This is a genomic window from Paenibacillus sp. S29 (assembly GCF_049319765.1).
GTDB lineage: Bacteria > Bacillota > Bacilli > Paenibacillales > Paenibacillaceae > Paenibacillus > Paenibacillus polymyxa_B.
Genome location: NZ_JBMOUI010000011.1, coordinates 101,004 through 113,658 on the forward strand (window position 1 = coordinate 101,004; position 12,655 = coordinate 113,658).

A 12,655-nucleotide genomic window follows, 5' to 3' on the forward strand; every position below is an offset into this window, starting at 1 on the left:
AAGATATTTACAATTAGGGTATTGCCAATAGAAAGCGATATCATTATAATAATTGTGCAACCGATTGCATAATGTTTATAGGGTACAAACAACGCTGTACATACTATAAGGGATGGGGATTGAAGGAGCATGAAAAAACTTCTATCATTTGATTTTTGGCAAAAGCTCGGGAAAGCACTGCTAGTGGTTGTTGCTGTTATGCCGGCAGCCGGGATTATGATTTCGCTTGGTAAAGTAGTGGCGATGTTGGCTGGTGATATCCATTTCTGGTTGACCGTCGGCGGGGTTATGGAGAATTTGGGTTGGGGTATTATCAATAATTTACACATACTGTTTGCCGTGGCGATTGGTGGTTCCTGGGCTAAGGAACGGGCGGGCGGAGCTTTTGCGGCCCTAATTGCCTTTATTCTCATTAATATTTCAACAGGAACGATTTTGGGTGTGTCCTCGAAAATGCTAACCCAGGAGGGTGCCACCACCCACACTCTTTTTGGTGCATCCATTCCGGTTAGTGGCTATTTTACCTCTGTCTTAGGGGCACCTGCACTTAATATGGGTGTGTTTGTCGGTATCATCTCCGGCTTTGTCGGAGCCGTGGTATTTAACAAGTACTACAATTACCGCAAGCTGCCAGACGCTTTAGCTTTTTTTAACGGCAAACGTTTTGTTCCTTTTGTCGTGATTTTATGGTCTGTCATCGTAAGTTTGATCATGTCTGCCATCTGGCCATTTGTTCAGGGGGGGATTAATCAGTTCGGTATTTGGTTAGCGACCTCAGGGGAGTCGGCTCCTTTTGTAGCGCCATTTGTCTATGGTACACTGGAAAGACTACTAATTCCTTTTGGACTTCACCATATGCTGACCGTTCCTATTAACTATACTCAACTTGGTGGCGTTTACACGACACTTACGGGTTCCGGGGCAGGAAGCGTCGTTGCCGGGCAAGACCCGCTGTGGCTGGCTTGGGCAAGTGACCTGAGTGCGCTTCGTGGTACTGATCCGACAGCCTACAATAGCTTGTTGGAAGGCGTGACGCCTGCCCGCTTCAAGGTAGGACAAATGATCGGTGGAGCAGGAATCCTTATGGGACTAGCGGTGGCTATGTATCGCCGTGTAGACAAAGATAAACGCAGCAAGTACAAGTCGATGATCTTTTCGGCAGCCGCAGCTGTCTTTTTAACAGGGGTGACGGAGCCACTGGAATTCATGTTTATGTTCGTGGCGCCTGTGCTGTATGTAGTTTATGCTATTCTTACCGGTATTGCGTTCGGAATGGCCGACATCATACATTTGCGTTTGCATTCGTTTGGTATGATTGAACTGCTGACCCGAATGCCGTTGTCTATAAATGCGGGTTTGGTGCAGGATATTATTAACTTCGTGCTGACTTGTGTGGTGTTTGCGGTAGCAACCTACTTTATCGCGTATTTTATGATCGGTAAATTCAAAATGGCTACGCCGGGAAGACTGGGGAACTATACGGATGAGGAGCCTCAAGGGACTTCCGTGGCTGGGAGTACAAAGACAGAGGGTGTGGCAGCTGTTTCCACTCAAAATCAACTGGCTACGGATATCATCAAGACGCTTGGGGGTGAGCAGAACATTGTCGAGGTGGACGCTTGCATGACCCGTCTGCGTGTGACGGTGAAGGATACGGATGCCGTTGGGGACGAAAAGACGTGGAAAGCGCTGGGTGCCTTGGGCTTGATAAAAGTAGATAATGGGGTGCAGGCGGTTTACGGACCGAAGGCCGATGTGCTTAAATCAGATATACAAGACATACTCAACAGGTGATTACTTTGAAGTTGTTAACCTTAAATGCACATGCTTGGATGGAAGAAAACCAGCATGATAAGCTAAAGCAGCTGGCTGCTTTTATTGATGAACAGCAGTTTGATGTCATTGCTTTGCAGGAAGTGAACCAGTCCATGGAAGAGGCTCCTTTGTCGCCGGACGATTTGGGCGCTTATTATAGCGCAGATCCTGAAGTTGTCATTAAGCGTGATAACTATGCTTATGTGCTGAACGGGCTATTGTCCGATGCTTATCAGTGGACGTGGGCTCCCGCACATGTTGGTTTTGCCAAATACGACGAGGGTTTGGCGATTCTGTCCAAAACACCGATTACAGCTACGGTGAACGAATATGTTTCCTCACTACAGGATTATGACAACTACCGCTCACGTAAAATTGTCGGCGTTCAAACTGTGGTGGACGGAGTGCAGGCCTGGTTTGTAAGTGGACATTATAACTGGTGGAATGATGAAGAATCCTTCCGTGGACTATGGGATCGTACAACAAAAGTGCTAAATTCTTTTGCTCCGACTCCTGTGTTTATGATGGGTGATTTCAACAACGCGGCTGAAGTACGCGGAGAAGGATATGACTATGTACTGCAATCCGGCTGGTCGGACACCTATCCGAATGCAGCAGTACGTGATGAAGGCCACACGGTGATTAAAGCTATTGCTGGTTGGGAAAGTAATGCGGAGCCGCTCCGTATTGACTTTATCTTCTCCAATAAGGCTGCACAGGTTCAATCCTCAACCGTTGTACTGAACGGGAAAACGGGACCAGTTGTATCGGATCATTTTGGGGTTGCAGTTGAGTTGGAGCTGTGAGAAAGAAAGGAGGCCAGTTGCTTATGCAATTGGCCTTTTTCTTATAGATTTCGACTTGAATCGAATGACATATTGGATAACTATAGCGATCAACACCAAAATCAAATTGTAGTAAAAGGGAGTGTTGATGCTAAACTGTTCTATGAGTGCACCTGCGATGATCGGAGACACAATGGCCCCCAATTCAGACAAAGATACAACGTTGCCGATAAATGAGCTTCTATTCTCCTCAGGAATAACATCCCCTAGTTGCGAGTAAAAGGAATCCAGATAGCTGGCTCCTCCTATACCTCCGATGAACATCCCTAAGTATACGATCCACGGTTCTGTGAACCAAAGAAATAAGATGATTTCCACCATGATCAACAATAGACCGATGATACAAAGCATCAAGCGATCCTTAAGTAGATCAGATAGTTTGCCAATAAAGGGGGCTGATATGAAGGTCGATATGCCGATAATTGTAAAAGCTAAGCTAATTTCTGCGGGGCTCCAATGGAGCTTGTAGGTTGCATATATGGAGAAGTACGTTAAAAATATAGCGAATGCACTCATTTCAAGGAAATGAACGGTGGAATAGAGCAGTAGCTGTTTCGTTAGCATGGTTTTTCTTTTCGACTCATGAAGGGGTGCGTGCTGTTGCTGAGGTTTGGAAGAGAGACTGGGGAAAGTCATTCTGGAGACGGCAACGAAGGATATACATGAGAAAATAGCAACGAAATAAAACGGAATGGATAAAGAAAAATAAGAAACAATAGCTCCACTCATAAGAGGCCCTAAAATCATACCGGCACCTTCACTGCTGCTGATATATCCATTGAGCATGCCTCGATTATCTGCGGTGCTCATATGGTTGATCGTGACTCTTACAAAGACGGTTAGCCCTATGGCTACCAAGCCTTGGAGGAGCCTCAGTATGGATAGAATGATGAAGCTTGTTGCAATCGGAAACAGGAGCATACAAGCGATTTCAGCAATGAGTAAGCTCAACCCCAAGCGTTTTGCGCCAATCTTTTCATAAATTCGTCCTGCCAAGCCTCCACCAAGAAATCTACCTACATAAAATAGAGAAAATAAAATGCTCATGCCGAGTGTAGATATCCCGAATTGCTCTACATAAATAGCAAAGAGTGGAAGGATCATACTCCCACTCATGTTAGCAATAAGGCTAATAACGATCATACAGGCGATATTACGATTTAAATATAAGTGTCTCACCATAACCTCGAAACCTCTCTTTGATCTTGCATCATGGGAACCGTTATTCGGATTCCACCTGATTACGGGTTAACGGCTTCAGATCGAGTTAGCAGGTTCCCATATAGGGTACGCAAGCGAGTTCCTCGCGGTGCCTAAATCCCATTGCAATGATGGAGGTATGGAGCAGCGGATGGGGGAAAGCTTGATTAGAGCGTGGTGTTGCCTTTAGGCTGGAAAGCCGCCTCCTGGTGGTGGCCAAGCTCCATAAATCCGGCGTAGCAGCACGATTTCACCCAAATGATATGAATTGTGGGAAGCGATATTCCGCAGTAGTCCTGCTTTCGTTTCACCTGGAAAATGAGCTAGTGAATCATCCAGTTGCGCGGTTTCGGCAATCTGCACAGCCTGATCTACGCCCTGTAAAAATTCGTTAATGACAGCCTGCCATGCCTCTTCGCTTTGCGGTCCAGTCTCTTCGGGCCAGCTTTCCATGACATTGCCCGGAAGCTGGGGCTTCCGTCCTTCCAAATGCTCCAGCATGAACTGCTGCCAGTAAATCATATGCTTCAGCAGTTGATAAATGCTGTAAGGCATTTCTGCATTTTTCTTCCCTGCCAGCTCGACGTCGATGTCTGGTAAAGCCCGAGCTACTCGAATATGTCCACGTTCCCCGACCAGTGATTTAACCAGTGCTTGACCGAATAATTGGTTTGCATCCGACATGTATCATCATCCCTTCTATGGAGAACTTGTTTCTAGCTTATTCTCATTTTACGATTATACAATTATATTTTATAAAATGGAAATGAATGCATGATTTAAAGTAAAGGGTAGAAATCTTTTTAATAAAGTGGTTGATAATTGTTATCAATTAAATTACAATAATATTGTTTCAATAGAAACAATAAAAAATGGCTGTATATGTTTGTTTGATATATACGGAAATGTTAAGGGGAGCTTTCTGTATGTATATATTGTTTCATGCGAAACAATTAGATGGTGGGAATAAAGATTTTAAATAGGGGTGTGAACATGGATTACGAAGTGATTGTAGTAGGCGGCGGACCTGTTGGAATGTGGTTAGCTGCTGAGTTGGCATTAGCAAGCGTAAGCGTATGTGTAATTGAACGTTTAGAGGAGCCTAGTGGCCAGTCGCGTGCGCTTACGCTACATCCACGGACGCTTGAGATGTTTGATATGCGTGGATTGAAGGAGCGGTTTATGAAGCGCGGCAGACCTATACGTACGGGTCACTTTTCAATGCTGAATACCCGCTTGGATTTTTCTGTGCTTGATAGTTCTTCTAATTACACGTTGTTTATTCCACAGGTGATTACAGAGCAAGTGATCGAGGAGCATGCGCTCAAGCTGGGAGTTGTCGTCCATCGTGGCATGGAAGTGGTATCTGTGCGAGAGCACGAGCAGGGCGTAGAGGTGGTAGGTGTATGCACATCTGGACCACAAGCCAATGTATCGGTGATGACTGCTGCTTATGTCGTAGGAGCGGATGGGGCTGGGAGTATCGTGCGTAAACAAGCCGGGATTGCTTTTCCGGGCACGGATACGACTCTGACCGCTGTATTGGCAGATGTAGAGTTAGCCAATCCGCCTGAAAGTGGCGTACATTCCGAATATAGTGAACGAGGTGGGGTGATGATTGCCCCCGTATATTCAGATATTTATCGGGTTATTTTGACTACACCGCGAATGATGGAGATTCCGAAGGACGTACCTGTGACGCTGGAAGAAGTGCAGACAGGACTGTATGATCTGCTCGGTACAGATCTTGGCGTATCCAATCCTCGCTGGTTATCTCGATTCGGGAATGCAACGCGGCAGGCGCAGACCTATCGTAAAGGGAGAATCCTGCTAGCAGGTGATGCTGCGCATATCCACTTCCCAGCAGGTGGGCAGGGAATGAATGTTGGCTTGCAAGAGGCGGCAAATCTGGGATGGAAGCTGGCCGGAGTGATTCGTGGCTGGGCTCCAGACACGCTGCTGAGTAGCTATCATGACGAACGTTATCCGGTTAATACGCAGTTCTTACGGAATACCGAGGTTCAGACCCGCTTATTGGGCTTTACGCCTGCTGTATTGGCACACCGCCAATTACATGAGGAATGGTTCCGCCATCCGGGAATTAATCAATCTATGGCAGAGCAGATTAGTGCACTGGATGTATGTTATCCGGCGGCTGGCAATATACCGCAGCATCCACTGAACGGGAAACGGTTTGCTGATTTTGAATTGCATTTGCCTGACGGAATGACATCGTATGCTTACGATCTTCTTCATGAAGGCTGCTTTGTACTTCTCCATCTTGCACAGGATAATGAGGTATCGAATGAGTTTCGCCATAGCTCACTTTCACATATTTCATATGTGGAGGCCGTAGCCGAAGAATTGCCCGTGGGATGGAGAGATGTGCATACGGTTCTCATCCGTCCGGATGGGTATATCGCTTGGGCCATTTCTATGAAACAAACGGATATATTGAGTGTGATTAAGGACGGCATTGCCACATTGGTATAAAGGGGAAAGGGTATGTTCATAACATGACCATATTGTTTCTTGTGAAACAAATGTGGGCTATAATGAAAGGAGGAGTATGCCAAAGGAGTGACTACTTGTTCGTATGGAAAAGGCGACATCGGTTCAGCATGTCTATGATTTGCTTATTAAGATGAATCATCAGTGGGAGCAGCATCAGCAAAGAGAGAGCATGACCTTTCTCGAAGAAATCCGCGAGCACTTTGATGGAATGACTTCGCTCAATATGACGGATGTGCACGTTATGGATTGTATCGGGCGGCATGAGCCGATTAATGTTACGACATTAGCGGATCGAATTGAGCTGAGCAAGGGTACAGTTTCGAAAGTCAGCACCAAGCTGCTCAAGGAAGGCTGGATTCGCAGAACCCAGCTTAACGACAACAAGAAAGAAATTTATTTTCGGTTAACCCCGTTGGGGAAAAGACTCTTTCTTGTGCATGAACGACTGCATGTTAAGGTACAGCAGCAGTTATTTCAATTTTTAAATCGTTATAGCTCGGAAGATCTGAATGTCTTGAAACGTCTGCTGTCCGATGGTGTAGATCTCTTGGAAGCTATGGAGTGGCAGGGCAAGAGTCTGGACTAAAGGGATATCGAATCATCAACGATGGGCACCTGTTAATCTCCAAGTAATAGATACATGGGGAGATGCAGGTGCTTTTCTTTTAATGTCAGCATTTTGCATAATTGGATTCCCAACGCTCGAGGGTACAATATATAGACGGACTAACCCGTTCCGATCTATATATTGCTGATTTGTAAATACTCTTGGGATTTATGCAAAATGCTTAGTGTAATAGCCGTTTTGCTTCCATATAGAGCACCTGTACGAACTTTTTCGTATTAATGCGGGCTTGGGACAGTGAAGGCTCCACATTGTTTTGCAGCTCCAGCATTTTTTTGCGGATTTCTGTAAAATCAAAAAATTTGGATGCATAATTTTCAAATTTAGGATGGGTATAGTCAGTCAATCCGAGCGATACTATATGGCTTAGCGTCTGGAAAATAGCACGGCGGACACGTTGCTCCGATGCTTTGATTTCCTTACTCAGCTCTACTGCTGAGGCTGAAGCCCCTAACCGTTTGGACGCTACATTAGCAAATATATCCTTCAACGGCGGGAACAGATAGGGAGATAAATTGCCTGTTTCCTCCTCATACTGGTCCAGAAATTCCAGCATGTCCAGTAAATCCATACTCCCGGCTTCGCCGATCATCCCCATTTCGGAGAGCAGAAACTGCCCGGAAGTTACGATGTTTCGGGTCGGTTCAATTGTTGCCGTTGGGTTATTCGTTGTGAACATCGACAACCCTTGAAGCGTGCGCTGAATATCCGTAATCGACTGCTGCATGCGCAGACGCTCAGCCACCTTATGAATAACTGCAATAATCTCCAGTCGATTCAAAGGCTTGGCCACATAATATTCAATACCGAGCGAGTATGCCTCGCCGATCATGTTTTTGGATTCGATGCGAGAAATCATAATGATTTTGCCGCTGAATTGATCGCCGAGTGCACGCACGGTCTGAATGCCGTCACGAAGCGGCATCAGCAAGTCAATCAGCAATACATCAATCCGGTTCAGTTCCAGGAGGCCGCTATTCACGTAGGTACCATCCTCTGCTTCCCCGATGACTTCTCCTAGACCTTCGTCTTCAATAATGTCTGCCAGCATAGAACGAATTCCCTGATCGTCATCCACAATATAAAAACGCATCCGGGCTATCTTCCTTTCTCCGTCAGTTTCCGTAAAGGCAATGTAATTCTAAAAGTGGTCTGTAATCTATCTGTATTCTCTTCTTCATCCTGTTGCAGTTCAATCGTTCCTCCAAGGCTCTCCGCGACCTCACGTACATAAAACAATCCCATACCGGTCGACGGCTGTCCTTCCTCATCATACTTGGTCGTATACCCTGGTGTGAAGACCATTTCCCGTTTCCGTTCAGGAATACCCGGACCGTTGTCGGTAACACTAAAGGAAGCTATATCCTCTTTTCCCGCTAGAAAGCGAATGGAAACGTCAACCCTTCCACTGTCCTTCATCGCTTCAACCGCATTGGCTGTCAGGTTATTAATAAGTGTCAAAACGGTATAAACATGCAGCTTGGGCAACAAAGGATCGACATCTAGGGTAAAACGAATAGACTTGTCCAGCGATTGGGCGTATTTGCTGTTCGTTCGGATAATTAGCTCCCCAAGCTCTTGAGAAGCCATGTAATGCACTCCGCTTTCGGCATCAATCAGCTTGGACAAACCAGCAAAAATCCGCTGGCTGTCTTTTTTGATCTCGTGAACCTGTCCAGAAATACGAAGTGCCTGTCTGGCGTAATGTTCTCTATCCTTCAGAGATTCATCCTGCTGCAACTCACGGTACAGCTCGTAGCTTTCACGAGTGATTTGTTCTGCATGTGACAGCGTTTTGCCTAACTGGACCGACTCCTCATACAAGTCCGATACAAGGAGTAAAATTCGCTCCGTCTGCTGCCTTTGTGCCTCTTCATGCTGGACCGATTGATTTAACCGAATCATATTATAAAACCCAAGCACGAAGAAGCTGCGGATCATAGCCATGAAAGCTACTTTGCTGATCTTAATGATGTCCCAGAAATCGCCGTCCATGCTCCACCGGACGCTAAGTTCCGACACACTTGCGGCAACCTCAATCCCTACAGAGAGGATGCCCACGCGGAGTGCGCGGTAAGGCTCAGCATTAATGTTAAGGACCTGGAAGAGCAGGCCGTAGACCATGTAATAAAAAAAGGTAGGGCCGTGCAGTGTCAGCAACTCTTCAAAGGGAAGGCCGGGCTGAGTGTAATGATTGAGTAAGATGCGAAAGGCGACTACCGCTATCCCTGCAAGCACTCCCGATAATGCAGGCGGAATATGACGAATAGATAACAGAAAGAAAAAAAATACAGGCGTACCAAAGCTGAGACGGAATGTATTAGCGAACGGGTGAATATTCAGCTCACCTGCGAGCGGTACAAATACAAGCATGAGCAGGAAAAGGAGCGTATTCAACTTCATCCATATTCACCTCCTGGGTATTCAGTCAGAAAGGCAATGTGAGCTAAATTCACAGGCTCGCCGTTAAAGTTTGTGAATTTATAGAAAAAAATAAATGCAGCTGTAGATAATTGTCGTTTTTTATAGATCAGATTGTAGTATAAATAACATCATTTGAATATTAAGAACAGCATACTGCAAAAATATACAAATCAGCCAGGGGGGACGCGAAGTGAAAAAGATTAATTTGACGATGCAAATCTTTATCGGTCTGGCTTTAGGTATTATTATTGGTGCCTTATTTTACGGCAATTCAGGGGTGGAAGTCTACTTAAAGCCAATCGGTGATATTTTCATCCGCTTGATCAAGATGATTGTGGTGCCTATTGTGATCTCAACGCTCATTATCGGCGTAGCCGGCGTCGGAGATATGAAGAAACTGGGTAAACTCGGCGGAAAGTCGATCCTTTACTTTGAGATTGTAACGACAATCGCCATCCTTTTCGGACTGCTTGTTGCCAACTTGGTTCGACCAGGTGACGGCGTGGACATGTCCCACCTGGCCAAGAGTGATATCCATTCCTATGTAGAGACTGCAGAGAAGTCAGGCCATAGCTTTATAGATACGATTGTGCATATTGTTCCTACCAATGTTATTCACGCCCTGGGCGAGGGAGATATGCTGGCTATTATATTCTTCTCCGTACTGTTTGGACTAGGGGTAGCGGCGATTGGTGACAAAGGCAAGCCTGTGCTGAATTTCTTTGAAGGCGTAGCCGACGCTATGTTCTGGGTAACCAATCAGGTCATGCGCCTGGCTCCGTTCGGTGTATTTGCCCTGATTGGAACGACAGTGGCCAAGTTTGGATTGGCCTCGTTATGGCCTTTATTGAAGCTTGTTTTGTCGGTGTACGGCTCCATGATACTGTTCATTGTGATTGTTTTTGGAATTATCGCCAAGCTTTGCGGTACCCGTCTCTGGACCATGGTTAAAATTTTGAAAAGTGAGCTGTTGCTTGCATATTCGACGGCCAGTTCGGAAAGTGTTTTGCCTAAGATCATGGAGAAGATGGAGAAGTTCGGATGTCCTAAAGGAATTACGTCCTTTGTCATTCCGATTGGGTATTCTTTTAATCTGGACGGTTCCACCCTGTATCAGGCACTGGCTGCGATTTTTATTGCCCAAATGTACGGAATTGACCTGCCAATCACGACACAAATCACGCTGGTGCTAGTTTTGATTATTTCCTCCAAAGGTATTGCAGGGGTGCCAGGTGCTTCCTTTGTCGTTTTGCTCGCTACACTTGGAGCAGTGAACCTCCCGCTGGAGGGGTTGGCTTTTATTGCTGGTATTGATCGCATTCTGGATATGGCGCGTACGGTAGTCAATGTATTAGGTAACTCGCTTGCCGCTGTGGTCATGTCCAAATGGGAAGGCCAATATGATAAAGAAAAGGGCGAGGAATACGTTGCTTCAATTAAATAAGATGCAACGAACTGAAGAGTTGCCAGAAAGAGCACTTTTGCGAAGTAATGCGAAGGTGTTCTTTTCATTTCCAGACTTATTAAGGCCTTTCCTTTTTCGACATTTTTCGATGTTTTTTGTATGAATATATAGGTATATGGACATAAAAACGATTCTTATTACCTATGCAATTTTAGATTTATTTATAATGATTCTTAATAAAATTCCGATATTATACTATATCGTTTTATATATTGGCTTAGAAGGGAAGAGCATATATGTTTCTTAAAAAAAATGAGACCCACTCACTTGCTCCTTTAGTAGAAGAAAGCCACAAACTTTCACAAAGAATACAGCAGAAGGATTATTCTGCCGCAATACAAGTTTCATCCAAATCTTCCGAGGTTCAAGAAATCGCAAACAATGTAAACCAAGCGCTTGAGTCCATGAAAAAGGATGCTCAACATGTTGACATCCGTCTGAAGCTTGTTACCAAGGCTATAGAGATTGGCTTATGGGACATGGAGGTGGTTGCGGGTGATCCCGTCAATCCAAGTAATACGTTCACATGGTCAGAAGAATTTCGTGCTATGCTGGGGTATCAGAGCGAAAAGGACTTCCCCAATGTATTAAACAGCTGGGCATCCCGGCTGCACCCCGAAGATCATGACAGAGCATTGACCGAATTGTCGGATCATTTGCTGGATTTTACGGGAAAGACGCCTTATGACGTACAGTATCGTTTGAAGCTGAAGCATGGAGAATACCGCTGGTTCCGGGCTACCGGAACGACGATCCGCGATCAGCAGGGAGTGCCGCTTCGGATTGCGGGCGCTCTATTGGATGTGCACGACCAGAAGATTAAGTCCGAGGAGCTTCAGGCTCTAGTTACAAGATATGATCTCATCAATCGTGTTTTGGTAGAGGCTCCATATGATGTCATTCTGGCTGATGGAGATATCGAGAACCCGGATAATATATTTTGGTGGTCCCAGCAATTCCGCCACACCTTGGGTTTTAAGGATGAGCAGGACTTCCCGAGTGTACTAAGCAGTTGGAGTTCGCGTATACATCCTGACGATGCCGAGCATGCGTTTAAGGCTGTAGTTGACCATTTAAATGACTATTCAGATCGTACGCCATATGACATGGTGTGTCGCTTGCAAAGTAAAAATGGCGAATATCGCTGGTATCAAAACAGTGGAAGAAGCATACGCGATAGCAAGGGAGTGCCTATTCGTATTGCGGGTACCATTCGTGATATTACTGTCGAAAAGGAAAAGCAGGCTGTCGCGGATGAGCTGACGCTCAAAATTCAGCATCTCTCCGATTCCATTACGGAAATGGTGAACGGCGTTAACTCGGTTAGTAACCAGGCGCAGGAGCTGGCAACGGCTCAGGAGCAATCGACAGAGGCAGCGAATCAAGCCAAAGTCAGTGCAGAAGAGACCCAAAACATTTCCAACTTCATTAAAGAGATTGCGAATCAAACGAATCTGCTGGGTCTGAATGCTGCCATTGAGGCATCGCGTGCGGGCGAGCAGGGGCGGGGGTTTGCGGTAGTTGCAGATGAAGTGAGAAAACTCGCCATACACAGTGCTGATGCGACCGGAAATATCGAGACTAGTCTGGACGAAATGAAGACACTCATCGAGCGTATTTTGCACAATATTGGTAATATGTCTACGCTGACACAAACACAAGCCGCGCTAACGCAACAAGTGAATGCATCTACAGACGAGATCAACAGCATGTCCAAAGCTTTGTTGGATTTTGCAAGAACGATGTAAGGCTTCATGTAGAAATGAG

10 protein-coding genes are annotated in these 12,655 nt (G+C 45.7%); 6 read left to right on the plus strand and 4 right to left on the minus strand.

Going from position 1 to position 12,655, the window contains the following annotated elements:
• Positions 1-129: 129 nt before the first annotated feature.
• Both ACL9RM_RS18580 and ACL9RM_RS18585 read left to right on the plus strand, forming a co-directional pair.
• Positions 130-1,794 carry a PTS transporter subunit IIBC gene (locus ACL9RM_RS18580; RefSeq protein ID WP_250259879.1) on the plus strand — a complete coding sequence of 555 codons (1,665 nt, stop codon included), beginning with the start codon at positions 130-132 and terminating at the stop codon, positions 1,792-1,794.
• Between the two features lie 5 nt (positions 1,795-1,799).
• Positions 1,800-2,621: an endonuclease/exonuclease/phosphatase family protein gene (locus tag ACL9RM_RS18585; protein WP_250267203.1), complete on the plus strand. Its 822-nt coding sequence runs from the start codon at positions 1,800-1,802 to the stop codon at positions 2,619-2,621.
• Between the two features lie 21 nt (positions 2,622-2,642).
• Here the strand turns inward: ACL9RM_RS18585 and ACL9RM_RS18590 are convergent, their stop codons facing one another.
• Together ACL9RM_RS18590 and ACL9RM_RS18595 are read right to left on the minus strand one after the other, a co-directional pair.
• On the minus strand, positions 2,643-3,842 hold the full coding sequence (locus ACL9RM_RS18590; RefSeq protein WP_250267204.1) for an MFS transporter: 1,200 nt from the start codon (positions 3,840-3,842) through the stop codon (positions 2,643-2,645).
• Positions 3,843-4,046: 204 nt separating this feature from the next.
• Positions 4,047-4,544, minus strand: coding sequence for a DinB family protein (locus tag ACL9RM_RS18595; protein WP_023986557.1), 498 nt, complete (start codon positions 4,542-4,544; stop codon positions 4,047-4,049).
• A gap of 309 nt (positions 4,545-4,853) precedes the next feature.
• Between ACL9RM_RS18595 and ACL9RM_RS18600 the strand changes: the two genes are divergently transcribed.
• Both ACL9RM_RS18600 and ACL9RM_RS18605 read left to right on the plus strand, forming a co-directional pair.
• A complete protein-coding gene (locus ACL9RM_RS18600) occupies positions 4,854-6,353 on the plus strand; it encodes a monooxygenase (protein WP_250267205.1) in 1,500 nt (499 codons plus the stop codon).
• 103 nt (positions 6,354-6,456) lie between these two features.
• Positions 6,457-6,960 (plus strand): MarR family transcriptional regulator, encoded by a 504-nt coding sequence (locus tag ACL9RM_RS18605; protein WP_250267206.1) that lies wholly within the window; start codon positions 6,457-6,459, stop codon positions 6,958-6,960.
• A gap of 202 nt (positions 6,961-7,162) precedes the next feature.
• On the opposite strand, the gene ACL9RM_RS18610 is transcribed toward ACL9RM_RS18605, so the two are convergent.
• Together ACL9RM_RS18610 and ACL9RM_RS18615 are read right to left on the minus strand one after the other, a co-directional pair.
• Entirely contained in the window at positions 7,163-8,092 is a 930-nt protein-coding gene (locus ACL9RM_RS18610; RefSeq protein ID WP_061831911.1) for a response regulator, read from the minus strand.
• A 5-nt stretch (positions 8,093-8,097) separates the two neighbouring features.
• Positions 8,098-9,402: a sensor histidine kinase gene (locus ACL9RM_RS18615; RefSeq protein ID WP_250267207.1), complete on the minus strand. Its 1,305-nt coding sequence runs from the start codon at positions 9,400-9,402 to the stop codon at positions 8,098-8,100.
• Between the two features lie 211 nt (positions 9,403-9,613).
• On the opposite strand from ACL9RM_RS18615, the gene ACL9RM_RS18620 reads away from it, so the two are divergent.
• Both ACL9RM_RS18620 and ACL9RM_RS18625 read left to right on the plus strand, forming a co-directional pair.
• A complete protein-coding gene (locus ACL9RM_RS18620; RefSeq protein ID WP_061831913.1) occupies positions 9,614-10,867 on the plus strand; it encodes a cation:dicarboxylate symporter family transporter in 1,254 nt (417 codons plus the stop codon).
• Between the two features lie 257 nt (positions 10,868-11,124).
• Complete coding sequence (locus ACL9RM_RS18625) at positions 11,125-12,636, plus strand: methyl-accepting chemotaxis protein (protein WP_323873131.1); 1,512 nt, start codon at positions 11,125-11,127, stop codon at positions 12,634-12,636.
• Positions 12,637-12,655: the final 19 nt, after the last annotated feature.